The sequence below is a fragment of the Streptomyces ficellus genome (genome assembly GCF_009739905.1).
GTDB classification, from domain to species: Bacteria; Actinomycetota; Actinomycetes; order Streptomycetales; family Streptomycetaceae; genus Streptomyces; species Streptomyces ficellus_A.
Genome location: NZ_CP034279.1, coordinates 3,186,144 through 3,199,945 on the forward strand (window position 1 = coordinate 3,186,144; position 13,802 = coordinate 3,199,945).

General features: G+C 72.3%; 13 protein-coding genes. 2 read left to right on the plus strand and 11 right to left on the minus strand.

Annotated features, from left to right (window positions below; translation table 11 throughout):
- Positions 1-468: 468 nt before the first annotated feature.
- Complete coding sequence (dacB, locus tag EIZ62_RS13950; protein WP_156693009.1) at positions 469-2,040, plus strand: D-alanyl-D-alanine carboxypeptidase/D-alanyl-D-alanine endopeptidase; 1,572 nt, start codon at positions 469-471, stop codon at positions 2,038-2,040.
- Positions 2,041-2,113: 73 nt separating this feature from the next.
- Here dacB and EIZ62_RS13955 read toward each other — a convergent pair whose 3' ends face one another.
- Positions 2,114-4,639 (minus strand): ATP-dependent Clp protease ATP-binding subunit, encoded by a 2,526-nt coding sequence (locus tag EIZ62_RS13955; RefSeq protein ID WP_156693010.1) that lies wholly within the window; start codon positions 4,637-4,639, stop codon positions 2,114-2,116.
- A gap of 429 nt (positions 4,640-5,068) precedes the next feature.
- Between EIZ62_RS13955 and EIZ62_RS13960 the strand changes: the two genes are divergently transcribed.
- Positions 5,069-5,644, plus strand: a complete 576-nt coding sequence (locus tag EIZ62_RS13960; RefSeq protein WP_156696382.1) for an SCO3374 family protein — start codon at positions 5,069-5,071, stop codon at positions 5,642-5,644.
- Here EIZ62_RS13960 and EIZ62_RS13965 read toward each other — a convergent pair.
- The 10 genes from EIZ62_RS13965 to EIZ62_RS14010 form a co-directional block, all read right to left on the minus strand.
- A complete protein-coding gene (locus EIZ62_RS13965) occupies positions 5,623-5,958 on the minus strand; it encodes a histone-like nucleoid-structuring protein Lsr2 (RefSeq protein ID WP_073757004.1) in 336 nt (111 codons plus the stop codon). The two genes, EIZ62_RS13960 and EIZ62_RS13965, sit on opposite strands and share 22 nt — an antisense overlap.
- A 138-nt stretch (positions 5,959-6,096) precedes the next feature.
- Complete coding sequence (locus tag EIZ62_RS13970; protein ID WP_156693011.1) at positions 6,097-6,651, minus strand: amino-acid N-acetyltransferase; 555 nt, start codon at positions 6,649-6,651, stop codon at positions 6,097-6,099.
- A 9-nt stretch (positions 6,652-6,660) separates the two neighbouring features.
- On the minus strand, positions 6,661-7,104 hold the full coding sequence (locus tag EIZ62_RS13975; protein WP_244375671.1) for a BlaI/MecI/CopY family transcriptional regulator: 444 nt from the start codon (positions 7,102-7,104) through the stop codon (positions 6,661-6,663).
- Between the two features lie 103 nt (positions 7,105-7,207).
- Positions 7,208-7,396: a hypothetical protein gene (locus EIZ62_RS13980; RefSeq protein WP_156693013.1), complete on the minus strand. Its 189-nt coding sequence runs from the start codon at positions 7,394-7,396 to the stop codon at positions 7,208-7,210.
- A gap of 13 nt (positions 7,397-7,409) precedes the next feature.
- Positions 7,410-7,985 carry a hypothetical protein gene (locus tag EIZ62_RS13985; protein ID WP_156696383.1) on the minus strand — a complete coding sequence of 192 codons (576 nt, stop codon included), beginning with the start codon at positions 7,983-7,985 and terminating at the stop codon, positions 7,410-7,412.
- A 346-nt stretch (positions 7,986-8,331) separates the two neighbouring features.
- The gene (locus EIZ62_RS13990) at positions 8,332-9,138 is read right to left on the minus strand and encodes a type III pantothenate kinase (RefSeq protein ID WP_156693014.1); all 807 of its coding nucleotides are present in this window, start codon (positions 9,136-9,138) and stop codon (positions 8,332-8,334) included.
- Positions 9,138-10,163, minus strand: coding sequence for a carboxylating nicotinate-nucleotide diphosphorylase (gene nadC, locus EIZ62_RS13995; RefSeq protein WP_156693015.1), 1,026 nt, complete (start codon positions 10,161-10,163; stop codon positions 9,138-9,140). The genes EIZ62_RS13990 and nadC overlap by 1 nt, the downstream gene beginning before the upstream one ends.
- Positions 10,164-10,165: 2 nt before the next feature.
- A complete protein-coding gene (locus EIZ62_RS14000) occupies positions 10,166-11,860 on the minus strand; it encodes an L-aspartate oxidase (protein ID WP_156693016.1) in 1,695 nt (564 codons plus the stop codon).
- Positions 11,857-12,867 carry a pantoate--beta-alanine ligase gene (gene panC, locus EIZ62_RS14005; RefSeq protein ID WP_156693017.1) on the minus strand — a complete coding sequence of 337 codons (1,011 nt, stop codon included), beginning with the start codon at positions 12,865-12,867 and terminating at the stop codon, positions 11,857-11,859. Before panC ends, EIZ62_RS14000 begins: the two co-directional genes overlap by 4 nt.
- Positions 12,864-13,766, minus strand: coding sequence for a Rossmann-like and DUF2520 domain-containing protein (locus tag EIZ62_RS14010; protein WP_156693018.1), 903 nt, complete (start codon positions 13,764-13,766; stop codon positions 12,864-12,866). The genes panC and EIZ62_RS14010 overlap by 4 nt, the downstream gene beginning before the upstream one ends.
- Positions 13,767-13,802: the final 36 nt, after the last annotated feature.

A 13,802-nucleotide genomic window follows, 5' to 3' on the forward strand; every position in this document is an offset into this window, starting at 1 on the left:
TTTATCCCTACAGCGGCCCCCATCACCTGGCGCTTTCCGCGGTACGCACCGCCCCCGCCGCCCCGCCCGGCCCCCTCAGCGGCCCCGGCGGTCCCGAAAACCGCGTCTCCTACCCGGCCGAATGCACTATTCCACGTAGTACCGCCCAAAACGCCTGTGCGCCTTGTCACGGAGCACCCGGCCGGCCGGGCCCCGATTCGTGACCTGGACCACGCGTTCCCGCCGGTCAGAGCGCCCCCGCACACCACCGCCGGGGGCACGCCCATGGACGCCGGACCCCACCCGTACCCGGACGAGCCCCGCCCCCGCCACCCGCCACCGCCCCGGACGGCACCCGCACGCCCCGGAACCGCCCCGCGCCCGCCCGGCGGCGCCCCCGCCCCGGGGGCCGCTCGGCGCCCGTGCCGTGACCGTCGCTCCGCGCACGCCTCCTTCCCACACCCACCGGCCTCCGCCATCCTCAGCACCATGAGCAGACACGTGATGCGCGTGACCGCCCTCGCCCTCGGGCTCGCCGGCCTTCTCACGGCGAGCAGCCTTCCCGCCGGGGCCGGACCGTCCGACACCGGCCTGAAGGGGGCCATCGACACGATCCTCAGTGATCCCCGGCTGGACGGCGCCGCGGCCGGCGTCGTCGTGGCCGACGCCGCGACCGGCGACAGCCTGTACCAGCGGAACGGGGGCGACCGCCTCATGCCCGCCTCCAACACGAAGATCGCCACCTCCGTCGCCGCCATGGCACTGCTCGGCCCCGAGTACCGGTTCCGTACGGAGGTGCTGGCCACCGCCCGGCCCAAGGGGGGCGTCCTCCGCGGCGACCTGTACCTGCGCGGCACGGGCGACCCGACCACGCTCGCCAGGGACTACGACGCCCTGGCCGCACGGGTCGCCGCGGCGGGGGTGCGGCGGGTGGCCGGCCGGCTGGTCGCCGACGACACCCGTTTCGACGACAACCGGCTGGGCCGCTCCTGGGCGGCGGACGACGAGTCGTCGTACTACTCGGCGCAGATCTCGCCGCTCACGGTCGCTCCGGACACCGACTACGACTCCGGCACCGTGATTGTCGAGGCGTCCCCGGCGCCCCGGGCCGGCGCGAAACCGCTCGTCGCGCTGACTCCCGCCACCCGCTACGTACGCGTCGACAACCGCGCCACCACCGTTCCCGCCGGGCGGCCCGGCACGCTCACCGTGGAGCGGGCCCACGGCACGAACACGATCACCGTGAAGGGCGAGATCCCCGTCCAGGGCACCCCCACCAAGGAGTGGATCACCGTCCAGGAGCCGACCGGGTACGCGGCCGCCGTCTTCGCCGACGCGCTCGCCGCCCATGGCGTACGGGTCACCGGCCCGGCCCGGCTGGGCGTGGCCACGCCGTCCGCCGCGAAACCGCTCGCCGTGCACACGTCCATGCCGCTCAAGGACCTCATGCGGCCGTTCATGAAGCTGTCCAACAACATGCACGCCGAGGCCCTCACCAAGACGATCGGCCACCAGGTGGAGGGCAGGGGCACCTGGAGCGCGGGCCTCGCCGCCGTCGACGCGTACCTGCGTCAGGAGGACGTCGAGACGGCCACGATCCGCCAGGTCGACGGCTCGGGACTGTCCCGGATGAACCTCTTCCCCGCCGCCCAGCTGGCCCGCCTGCTCGTCGCGGTCCAGGACGCCCCCTGGTACGCCGACTGGCACGCGTCGCTCCCGGTCGCCTGCGCCCCGGACCGCGCGGAGGGCGGCACCCTGCGCAGCCGGATGTGCGGCACCCCGGCCGCCCTCAACGCCCGCGCGAAGACGGGCTCGCTCACCGGCGCGTCCGCCCTGTCCGGGTACGTCACGGACGCCGGCGGGCGGCTCCTCGTCTACTCCGTCGTCCTCAACAACCACCTGGCGTCGTCGGTCAAGAGCATCGAGGACGCCATCGTGGTCACCCTGGCCCGCTCCGACACGGCCGCGAACACGATCCGTCCGGCGGCCCCGCAGCGCGCCCGGTCCGCGGAACCGTCCGCCGGCCTCGAATGCTCCTGGCGCAAGCCCCAGCCCTGCTGACTCGGCATCGCTGACAACGCGAAAAGGGACCGCCCCAAGGGGCGGCCCCTTCTCGTTCAGCGGTGGTTACCGCCTACGCGTCCTTCGACAGGTTCGGACCGGCACCGCCGGCGGCCTGCTCGATCGGAGGGACGTCCGGCAGAGCGGCCTTCTCCTCGCCGCGGAAGGTGAACTTCTTCTCCTCACCCTCGCCCTCGGTGTCCACGACCACGATGTGACCGGGGCGCAGCTCGCCGAAGAGGATCTTCTCCGACAGCACGTCCTCGATCTCGCGCTGGATCGTCCGGCGCAGCGGCCGGGCGCCCATCACCGGGTCGTAGCCGTGCTTGGCGAGGAGCTCCTTGGCGGAACCGCTGAGCTCGATGCCCATGTCGCGGTCCTTCAGGCGCTCGTCCACCTTGGCGATCATCAGGTCGACGATCTGGATGATGTCTTCCTGGCTGAGCTGGTGGAAGACGACCGTGTCGTCGACGCGGTTGAGGAACTCGGGCCGGAAGTGCTGCTTCAGCTCTTCGTTGACCTTCGCCTTCATCCGGTCGTAACCGGTCTTGACGTCGCCCTGCGCCGCGAAGCCCAGGTTGAAGCCCTTGGAGATGTCCCGGGTCCCGAGGTTGGTCGTCATGATGATGACCGTGTTCTTGAAGTCCACGACCCGGCCCTGGGAGTCGGTCAGGCGACCGTCCTCCAGGATCTGGAGAAGGGAATTGAAGATATCGGGGTGGGCCTTCTCGACCTCGTCGAAGAGGACGACGGAGAACGGCTTGCGGCGCACCTTCTCGGTGAGCTGGCCGCCCTCCTCGTAACCCACGTATCCGGGCGGGGAGCCGAAGAGCCGGGAAACCGTGTGCTTCTCGCTGAACTCCGACATGTCGAGGGAGATCATCGCGTCCTCGTCGCCGAAGAGGAATTCGGCGAGCGTCTTGGACAGCTCGGTCTTACCGACGCCCGAGGGGCCGGCGAAGATGAACGAGCCGCCGGGGCGCTTCGGGTCCTTCAGGCCGGCACGCGTACGGCGGATCGCCTGCGACAGGGCCTTGATGGCGTCCTTCTGCCCGATGACGCGCTTGTGGAGCTCGTCCTCCATGCGCAGCAGACGCGAGGACTCCTCCTCGGTCAGCTTGAAGACCGGGATGCCGGTGGCGGTCGCGAGGACCTCGGCGATCAGCTCGCCGTCGACCTCGGCGACGACGTCCATGTCGCCGGCCTTCCACTCCTTCTCCCGCTTGGCCTTCGCCGCCAGCAGCTGCTTCTCCTTGTCGCGGAGGGACGCTGCCTTCTCGAAGTCCTGAGAGTCGATCGCGGACTCCTTGTCCCGGCGGACGCCGGCGATCTTCTCGTCGAACTCGCGGAGGTCCGGCGGCGCGGTCATCCGGCGGATGCGCATCCGGGAACCGGCCTCGTCGATCAGGTCGATCGCCTTGTCCGGCAGGAAGCGGTCGGAGATGTACCGGTCGGCCAGCGTGGCGGCCTGGACCAGCGCCTCGTCCGTGATGGAGACGCGGTGGTGGGCCTCGTACCGGTCGCGCAGACCCTTGAGGATCTCGATGGTGTGCGGCAGGGACGGCTCCGCGACCTGGATGGGCTGGAAGCGGCGCTCCAGGGCCGCGTCCTTCTCCAGGTACTTGCGGTACTCGTCGAGCGTGGTGGCGCCGATGGTCTGGAGCTCACCGCGGGCCAGCATCGGCTTGAGGATGCTGGCGGCGTCGATCGCGCCCTCGGCGGCGCCCGCACCCACGAGGGTGTGGAGCTCGTCGATGAACAGGATGATGTCGCCGCGGGTGCGGATCTCCTTGAGGACCTTCTTCAGGCGCTCCTCGAAGTCACCGCGGTAGCGGGAGCCGGCGACCAGCGCGCCCAGGTCGAGGGTGTAGAGGTGCTTGTCCTTGAGGGTCTCGGGCACCTCGCCCTTGACGATGGCCTGCGCCAGGCCCTCGACGACGGCCGTCTTGCCGACGCCGGGCTCGCCGATGAGGACCGGGTTGTTCTTGGTGCGGCGGGACAGCACCTGCATGACCCGCTCGATCTCCTTCTCGCGCCCGATGACCGGGTCGAGCTTGGACTCACGAGCGGCCTGGGTGAGGTTCCGGCCGAACTGGTCGAGGACCAGGGACGTCGAGGGGGTGCCCTCGGCAGGGCCGCCGGCGGTGGCGGCTTCCTTGCCCTGGTAGCCGGAGAGCAGCTGGATGACCTGCTGCCGCACCCGGTTGAGATCGGCGCCCAGCTTCACGAGGACCTGGGCGGCGACGCCCTCGCCCTCGCGGATCAGGCCGAGCAGGATGTGCTCGGTGCCGATGTAGTTGTGGCCGAGCTGGAGGGCCTCTCGGAGCGACAGCTCCAGGACCTTCTTGGCACGGGGCGTGAAGGGGATGTGCCCGGACGGGGCCTGCTGGCCCTGGCCGATGATCTCCTCCACCTGCTGGCGGACCGCCTCGAGCGAAATCCCGAGGCTCTCCAGGGCCTTAGCGGCGACACCCTCACCCTCGTGGATAAGGCCCAGGAGGATGTGCTCGGTGCCGATGTAGTTGTGGTTGAGCATCCGGGCTTCTTCCTGAGCCAGGACGACAACCCGCCGCGCGCGGTCGGTGAACCTCTCGAACATCGTTAATCGCTCCTCAGAGCGGTCAGGCAGTAAGGGGTCGGTCCCCTCCCTGTCCTTCCGCAGCTTAGTCCCGCAAGCGGGGACCGCTCATTCCAACTGCCGACACCCGTCTCTGGCCTCCTGACCCGAACGCCGACAAATGCTCCAACCCAATGGTCCGAGACGATGTTCCCGCAGGCCAGGCACTTACCCGTAACGGCACTACGCCGATGGCGAACGTGAGACGCCAGATCCTGCGTGTCGCCCCGCCACCACTAGGAATGTCTTACCCGTAAGCACTGACACTCCATGCGGCGCACCCCGGTTCCCTCAGCTACGGGCGAACACCCTTGCGCTCCCCCACACCCGTCGCACACCCACGCCGGACACGCAGAGTAGTAGTGGGCGCACCTTCCGTAACCTGGCGGAGTGGTCGCGAGTTCCCCGGGCATGGCCCTCACCGTGCGCGTCCCGTCGCCCCGTTCACCGTCCGGCCGTCACGGCGTCGCGTGGTGGTACGAGCACGAACTCGGCTGGGCGACCGCCGAGCGGGCCGCCGGGGAGCCGGTCGCGCTGCGCACGGGGCTGCGCTTCGACGTCCTGGACCTGCCGGCCGCCGCCGGGGTCGCCGTGCTGCGGCGGCTCGGGGGCGGGTGGCCCGTCGCGGTCGAGGGGCGGCGGATGCGGATGCTGGTCGCCGCGGGGGCCGCGGACGAGCTGCCGGGGCTGCTCGACTGGCTGGAGTGGGGCGGCATCGCCCTCGACCTCGTCGCCCTGGGCGCCGGCGACCGGACGACCGCTCCGATTCCCCCAGGATGGAGCGGGTCCGGCTCGTCCGGCGGCGCCGCGTGGCTGCGTCCCCCCGAGCCCGGGCGCGAAGTGGAGCCGACGCTGCCGGCCATGCCGGCCGTGGGAGGCGGCGCCGACGCCCCCTGCCTCGTGCGACTCGTGGACACGGCGGCATCGGAATGCCACCGGGTCCGTCTGCTGGGTGCCGGCCGCACTCAGCGGTTGGCGTCCTCGTAAGCCTGCTTGATGTCGGCGGGCACGCGGCCGCGGTCGTTCACGTTGTAACCGTTCTCCTTGGCCCACGCGCGGATCTTCGCGGTGTCGGGGCTGCCGCCGGCGGCCGCCCGGCCCTTGCCGCGCCCGGCCGAGGCACGGCCACCGGTACGACGGCCGCTCTTGGTGTACGGCTCGAGCAGCCCGCGCAGCTTGTCCGCATTGGCGGTGGTGAGGTCGATCTCGTAGGTCTTGCCGTCCAGAGCGAACGTCACCGTCTCGTCCGCCTCGCCACCGTCGAGGTCGTCGACAAGAAGGACCTGAACCTTCTGTGCCACCGGATTTCCTTTCATCGAAAATGCAGTACGCGGAAAGGAAACCGCTTTTCCCTGGAAAACACAAACCCCTGGGAGAGGTTCAGAACCCCGAGAGCGCGGGAAACGTACGCGATTCGGACATAGGGTGCCGGGTTCAGATCACAGGTGCAGAAGCATCCGGCTGTTGCCCAAGGTGTTCGGCTTCACTCGTTCGAGACCGAGGAACTCGGCGACGCCCTCGTCATAGGAACGGAGGAGCTCGCTGTAGACATCTCCGTCGACCGGGGTCTCCCCGATCTCGACGAAGCCGTGCTTCGCGAAGAAGTCGACTTCGAAGGTCAGGCAGAAAACCCGGCGGACCCCGAGCCAGCGGGCGGTGTGCAGCAACTTGTCGAGCACGTGATGCCCGATGCCGGCGCCCTTGAAGTCGGGATCCGTCGCGAGAGTACGCACTTCGGCGAGGTCTTCCCACATCACGTGCAGCGCGCCGCAGCCGACGACGGTGCCGTCCTCGTCGCGTTCCGCGACCCAGAACTCCTGGATGTCCTCGTAAAGCGTCACCGGTGCTTTGTCGAGCAGGATGCCTTCGCTGACGTACGGATCGACGAGCCGGCGGATCGCCTGCACATCACTGGTCCGGGCCCGGCGCACGGTGACGGCTTTCACGGGACCGGAGGGCGGTTGCCCGGCGGGCGAAGAGGAGGAGGACGACATGCCTGGACGCTATCGCCCCGCCGCGGCCTCTCCCCCGGCGGCCCGGCCCTCTTCGGCTTCTTCCGGGGGTTCTTCGCCGCCCTGTTCGGGAGTGTCCCGTTGCACGATGCGGACCGCGTCGTTGAGTGCCTCTCGCTGCTCCGCCGACATCATGCCGAAGAAGGCGACGAGCGCGGCGGCGGGGTTGTCGCTCTTCGACCAGGCTTCGTTCATCAGTGCGGCCGAGTAGGCGGCGCGGGTGGAGACCGCCGTATATCGATAGGCGCGGCCCGAGACTTCCCGGCGCACCCAGCCCTTCTGATGGAGATTGTCCATTACGGTCATGACGGTGGTGTAGGCGATGGAGCGTTCCTGCTGGAGATCCTCCAGGACTTCCCGGACGGTGACGGGCCGGTTCCATTGCCAGACGCGCGTCATGACGGCGTCTTCGAGCTCTCCCAATTGACGGGGCACATCTTCACCATAGTGGGAGATGTCGGAATAACTGGCTATTGACGGACCAAAAAGGGCGTACGACGGATGTGGTCGTACGCCCTCGGTGCGCTGTCCCGGCCGGTCAGGCCTGGCCGGGCGTGGCGCTTCCGTCGGCCTGGCGGGTGGTCTCGGCGCGGGCGAGCGCCGCGTCCACGGCCGCGTCCTCCTTGGCCTTGTTGGGGCCGCCCTGGCTCTTGACGATCGTCACCACGAGGCCGATGAAGAAGGCGGCCATCACCACGGGGGGCAGGAGCGCGGATACGTATTCCATGACACCAGGGTAGCTAGCCGGCCGCCCGTTCCTCGGGCGGGGGCGGCGCGGCGGGGCGCCGGCGGGGCGGGAACACCTCGGACGGCTTGGGCACCGGGCGGTCCGTCGGCGCCGGGCCGGGCTTGGGCGGGGCGGGCCTGGGCTTCGGCTCCTCCGACCCGCCGTCGCGCCCGCCCGCCAGGGCGAGCAGCCGGGTGCGCGGCCCGGGCGTGACGTGCCGGCCGGCGAGCCTCGCCCGTACGGAGTGCTCGGCGAGCGTCCGGCACCGCTCCAGCAGGGCGGCGCCGACGGGTGTACCGCGCAGGGTGCGCAGTGCGGCGAGGTCCTCGGGGCGGGGGTCGTATCCGGCGGCGAGGGCGTCCTGGAGCAGCTCCAGGTACCCGGCCGCCGAGCCGGGCAGCGCGTCGCGGTAGCGGGCGAGGTCGGCGAGGAGGAAGGCCCGCATCCGGCCGGCCTCGCGGACCGCCTCGTCCACGGAGCCGGCGAGTCGCAGGCAGTCCTGCACGTCTTCGTCGTCGAGGGGCGTGGGGTGGAGGGCATGGGCGAGGGCGCGTCGGAGCACACGCAGCTCGTCTGCGCCGAACGCCAGGCCGCCGCGGGATCCGTATGGCGTGGGCATGGTCCGACGATACGGTCTAATCAGACAAAATTCGTTTACCAACCCAATCCGGGCGCGTTGCCCCACCCACCGCCCCGCAGCCGGCGACGCACCGGGGGTGGGGCCGTGCCCACCACCCACCGGGGGCCACTGGGACAACGCACCGCCCCGCAGGCGAACCGAGAATAGGCACCGCCCCAGTCCCGTTGTGCCCACCCGTCCCGCCCCAGCGGGACGACTGCCCACAACGAGACCGGCGGGACGACTGCCCACAACGGGGCGGCGGGGTGGGAGCCCCAGCGGACGATGGCGCACAACGGGTGGGCGGCGCGCAGCGCTACATGCGGGCGATGTTGCGTTCGTAGACCAGGCGGAGGCCGATCAGGGTGAGCCAGGGCTCGTGTTCGTCGATCTCCCGGGCCTCGCCCAGGACCATCGGTGCCAGCCCGCCCGTGGCGATGACCCTGACCTCCGACGGGTCGCCGTCGCGGCCGACGAGTTCGCGTTTCATGCGGCTGACGATGCCGTCGACCTGGCCGGCGAAGCCGTACACGATGCCCGCCTGCATCGCCTCGACCGTGTTCTTGCCGATCACGCTCCGCGGGCGGGCCAGTTCGATCTTGCGGAGCTGGGCGCCGCGTACGCCGAGGGCTTCGACGGAGATCTCGATGCCCGGGGCGATCACGCCGCCGATGTACTCGCCGCGCACGCTGATGGGGTCGAACGTCGTCGCCGTGCCGAAGTCGACGACGATCGCCGGGCCGCCGTAGAGCTCGCTCGCGGCGACCGCGTTGACGATGCGGTCGGCGCCGACCTCCTTGGGGTTGTCGGTGAGGATCGGCACGCCGGTCTTGATGCCGGGCTCGACGAGGACGGAGGGGACGTCGCCGTAGTAGCGGCGGGTGACCTCGCGCAGTTCGTGCAGCACGGAGGGGACGGTCGAGCAGATGGCGATGCCCTCGATGCCGTCGCCCAGCTCGTCGCCGAGGAGCGGGTGCATGCCCATCAGCCCCTGGAGGAGCACGGCCAGCTCGTCGGCGGTGCGGCGGGGGTCGGTGGAGATGCGCCAGTGCTCGACGATCTCCGCGCCGTCGAACAGCCCGAGGACGGTGTGGGTGTTGCCCGCGTCGATCGTGAGCAGCATCAGCCCTGGTCCGCCTCTCGGAGGTCGAGGCCGATGTCGAGGATCGGGGAGGAGTGGGTCAGCGCGCCGACCGCGAGGTAGTCGACGCCGGTCGAGGCGTAGGCGGCGGCGTTCTCCAGGGTGAGGCGGCCGGACGACTCCAGGACGGCCCGTCCGGCGACGAGGGTGACGGCCTCCTCCGTCTCGGCGGGGCTGAAGTTGTCGAGGAGGATCAGGTCGGCGCCCGCGTCGAGGACTTCGCGGACCTGGTGGAGGGTGTCGACCTCGACCTCGATGGGGAGGTCGGGGAAGGCGTCCCGTACGGCCTTGAAGGCCTGGGCGACGCCGCCGGCGGCGATGACGTGGTTGTCCTTGACGAGCGCCGCGTCGGACAGCGACATGCGGTGGTTGACGCCGCCGCCGCAGCGCACCGCGTACTTCTCCAGGGCGCGCAGGCCGGGCGTGGTCTTGCGGGTGTCGCGGACCTTCGCCTTGTGGCCCTCCAGGGCGTCGGCCCACGCGCGCGTGGCGGTGGCGATGCCGGACAGGCGGCACATGATGTTGAGGGCGCTGCGCTCGCCGGTGAGCAGGTCGCGGGTGCGGGTGGTGACCGACAGCAGCTTCTGGCCTGCTTCGACGCGGTCGCCGTCCGCCACGTGCCGTTCGACCGCGAACTCCTCGGTGCAGACGACCGACAGGATGGCCTCGGCGATGTGGATGCCGGCGACGACGCCCGCCTCGCGGGCGGTGAAGTCACCGGTGGCGACGGCGTCGTCGGGGACGGTCGCGGCGGACGTCACGTCGACTCCGCCGTCGAGGTCCTCCTCGATGGCGCGGTACGCCACGTCCTCGACGAGCACGGGGTCGAGGCCGGCGTTCACCAGGAGCGCGGCGAGCGCGGGGTCGAGCCCGCACTCGTAGACCTCGTCGCCGTCGCCGCCGCAGCCGCAACCGTCGCCGCAGCCGCCCGCGGCCTGGTCGGCCGGGGCGCTGATGTTGATCAGGGGTACGTCCACGGGCTGCGGGCGTTCTTCGGGCGTGCTCACGGTTACGGCTCCCTGGGGGCGTCGGCGTCGGTCGGGGGGAAGTCTTGGGTGTCGGTGGAGCGGACGTCCAGGGTCCGGTCCGGGCCGAGGCGTACGACGAGGTGGCGGCGCCAGTCGGCGTCGTCGCGGTCGGGGCGGTCCTCGCGCCAGTGGCAGCCGCGGGTCTCCTCGCGGCGGCGGGCGGCGGCGACGAGGACGCGGGCGACGCACAGCAGGTTGGTGGTCTCCCAGGACTCCACACCGGGCTCGGCGGCCTTGTTCCCGTCCGGGCCGTCGTTCAGCGCCTCGGCGTACACGGCGTCCAGGGCGGCTGCGGCGTCGGCGAGGCTGGCCTCGGAGCGCAGCACCCCGGCGCCGGTGGTCATGACGTGCTGGACGCGGGCGCGGGCGTCGGGGTCGAGGAGCGGCAGGACGGTGGGCGCCGGGTGCGGTACGGGGTCGCCCGCGCGGGCCGGGGAGGCGGCGATGTCGTCGGCGATGCGCTCGGCGAAGACGAGGCCCTCGAGGAGGGAGTTGGAGGCGAGCCGGTTCGCGCCGTGGACGCCCGTGCAGGCGACCTCGCCGCAGGCGTACAGGCCGGGCACGGTGGTGCGGCCGTGGAGGTCGGTGCGGACGCCGCCGGAGGCGTAGTGGGCGGCGGGGGCGACCGGGATGGGCTCGGTGACCGGGTCGATGCCGTGGGCGCGGCAGGCGGCGAGGATCGTGGGGAAGCGGGACGCCCACATGTCGGCGCCGAAGTGCCGGGCGTCCAGGTACATGTGCCGGGCGCCCTGTTCGCGCATGCGGCGCATGATGCCCTTGGCGACGATGTCGCGCGGGGCGAGTTCGGCGAGTTCGTGCTGCCCGGCCATGAACCGGACGCCGTCGGCGTCGACGAGGTGGGCGCCCTCTCCGCGTACCGCCTCCGAGACCAGCGGCTGCTGGCCCTGGGCGTCCGGTCCGAGGAAGAGGACCGTCGGGTGGAACTGGACGAACTCCAGGTCGCTGACCTCCGCGCCGGCGCGCAGCGCGAGGGCGACGCCGTCGCCGGTGGAGACGGCCGGGTTGGTGGTGGCGGAGAAGACCTGGCCCATGCCGCCGGTGGCGAGGACGACGGCGGGCGCGTGGACGGCGCCGACGCCGTCGTGCTGGCCCTCGCCCATGACGTGCAGGGTGACGCCGGCGGTGCGGCCGTCGGCGTCGGTGAGGAGGTCGAGGACGAGCGCGTTCTCGATGGTGCGTACGGCGCGGTCGCGGACGGCGTCGACGAGGGCGCGGGAGATCTCGGCGCCGGTCGCGTCGCCGCCCGCGTGCGCGATGCGGCGGCGGTGGTGGCCGCCTTCGCGGGTGAGTTCGATGGTGCCGGCCGCGTCGGTGTCGAAGCGGGCGCCGGTGTCGATCAGGCGGCGTACCGCGTCGGGGCCCTCGGTGACCAGCAGGCGTACGGCCTCCTCGTCGCACAGGCCCGCGCCGGCGACGAGCGTGTCGTCGAGGTGCTGTTCGGGGGTGTCGCCGTCGCCGAGGGCCGCCGCGATGCCGCCCTGCGCCCAGCGGGTGGAGCCGTCGTCGAGGCGGGCCTTGGTGACGACGACGGTACGCAGCCCGGCGGCCGTGCAGCGCAGTGCGGCGGTCAGGCCCGCGACCCCGGAGCCGACCACGACGACGTCGGCGTCGATGGCCCAGCCGGGGGCGGGGGCCTGGAGGCGTATGCCGGTCATGCGGGGGCTCCGAAGGTGAGGGGGAGGTTGTCGATCAACCGGGTGGTGCCGACTTTCGCGGCGACGGCGAGGATCGCCTCGCCGGTGTGGTCGTCCCGGACCTCGGTGAAGTCGGCGGGGTCCACGAGCGCGAGGTAGTCGAGGCGCAGGGGCGGTTCGGCCTTCGCCGCCTCGTCGAGTACCGCGCGGGCGGCGGCGCGAACCGCGTGCGCGCCGCCGGGGGTGGCGGCGGCCACCGCGTGGGCGTCGGCGGCGGCGCGGGCCTCGCCGAGCCGGGACAGGGCCTCGGCGCGGCTCTCGGAGGCGGGCAGCGTCTCGGCCCGGGCGAGCAGCGCGGCCTGGGCGGCGAGCCGGTCGCGGGCGGCGAACAGCGCGGCCGACAGGGCGAGGGCGGTGCGGCGCTCGCCGGGCGCCAGGTACCGGTTGCGGCTGGAGAGGGCGAGGCCGTCGGGTTCGCGCACGGTGGGGACGCCGACGATCTCGACCGGGAAGTTGAGGTCCTGGGCCATGCGGCGGATCAGGGCGAGCTGCTGGGCGTCCTTCTGGCCGAAGAACGCCACGTCGGGGCGGGTGAGGTGCAGCAGCTTGGCGACCACGGTGAGCATGCCGTCGAAGTGGCCGGGGCGCGAGGCGCCCTCCAGCCGCTCCCCCATGGGTCCGGCCGTGATCCGCACCTGGGGTGCGCCACCGGGGTAGACCTCGTCGGCGGAGGGGGCGAACACGGCGTTGGCGCCGGCCGCCTCGGCGGTCTTGAGGTCGGCCTCCAGGGTGCGCGGGTAGCGGTCGAGGTCCTCGCCCGCGCCGAACTGGAGCGGGTTCACGAAGACGGTGACGACGACGTACCCCTCGGTGCCGACGTGGGCGCGGGCGGCGCGGACCAGGGTGGCGTGGCCGTCGTGGAGGGCGCCCATCGTCATCACGACGGCGGTGCGGCCGCGGGGCGCGGCGTGTTCGAGGGTGCGCTCCAGCTCGGCGCGCGTCGGGATCAGGGCGAAGTCGCGGCTCATCGGCCGGTGTCTCCTTCCGCGAGGACACCCAGCAGGTCCTCCGCGAGCTCGGGCTTGAGGAGGCCGTGGGCGAGCGCGCGGTCGGCGGTCGTACGGGCCATGGCGAGGTATCCGGCGACGGTGGCGGGCGCGTGCTTGCGCAGCTCGGCCACGTGGGCGGCGACGGTGCCGGCGTCGCCGCGCGCGACGGGGCCGGTGAGGGCGGCGTCGCCGGAGCGCAGGGCGTTGTCGAGGGCGGCGCCCAGCAGCGGGCCGAGCATCCGGTCGGGGGCGGCGACGCCCGCCTGCCGCAGCAGCTCCATCGACTGGGCCACCAGGGTGACGAGGTGGTTCGCGCCCAGGGCGAGGGCCGCGTGGTAGAGCGGGCGGGCGGCTTCCTCGATCCACTCGGGTTCGCCGCCCATCTCGATGACGAGCGCCTCGGCGGCCAGCCGCAGCTCCTCGGGGGCGGTGACGCCGAAGGAGCAGCCGGCCAGCCGCTGGACGTCGACGCCCGTGCCGGTGAACGTCATGGCGGGGTGCAGGGCGAGCGGGAGCGCGCCGGCGCGGCGGGCCGGGTCGAGGACGGCGGTGCCGTACCGCCCGGAGGTGTGGACCAGGAGCTGCCCGGGCCGGACTGCCCCGGTCTCGGCCAGGCCCTCGACGAGGCCGGGCAGCGCGTCGTCCGGGACGGTGAGCAGGACCAGCTCGGCGCGCTCCAGGACCTGCGCGGGCGGCACGAGCGGCACGCCGGGCAGCAGCTCGGCGGCGCGGCGCCGGGAGGCGTCGGACACGCCCGAGACGGCGACGGGCCGGTGCCCGGCGAGCTGGAGCGCCGCGGCGAGGGCGGGTCCCACGCGGCCGGCGCCGACGACACCGACGGCGAGCCGGGCGGGGCGGGCTTCTGAGGAGGGGTTCACGCGTCGACGGCCTTCCGTTCCAGTCCGCGGGGGGTA

Coding starts and splice junctions, on each gene's coding strand:
- dacB (WP_156693009.1), top strand. CDS start 469: ATGAGCAGACACGTGATGCGCGTGACCGCCCTCGCCCTCGGGCTCGCC.
- EIZ62_RS13955 (WP_156693010.1), bottom strand. CDS start 4,639: ATGTTCGAGAGGTTCACCGACCGCGCGCGGCGGGTTGTCGTCCTGGCT.
- EIZ62_RS13960 (WP_156696382.1), top strand. CDS start 5,069: ATGGCCCTCACCGTGCGCGTCCCGTCGCCCCGTTCACCGTCCGGCCGT.
- EIZ62_RS13970 (WP_156693011.1), bottom strand. CDS start 6,651: ATGTCGTCCTCCTCCTCTTCGCCCGCCGGGCAACCGCCCTCCGGTCCC.
- EIZ62_RS13980 (WP_156693013.1), bottom strand. CDS start 7,396: ATGGAATACGTATCCGCGCTCCTGCCCCCCGTGGTGATGGCCGCCTTC.
- EIZ62_RS13990 (WP_156693014.1), bottom strand. CDS start 9,138: ATGCTGCTCACGATCGACGCGGGCAACACCCACACCGTCCTCGGGCTG.
- EIZ62_RS14000 (WP_156693016.1), bottom strand. CDS start 11,860: ATGACCGGCATACGCCTCCAGGCCCCCGCCCCCGGCTGGGCCATCGAC.
- panC (WP_156693017.1), bottom strand. CDS start 12,867: ATGAGCCGCGACTTCGCCCTGATCCCGACGCGCGCCGAGCTGGAGCGC.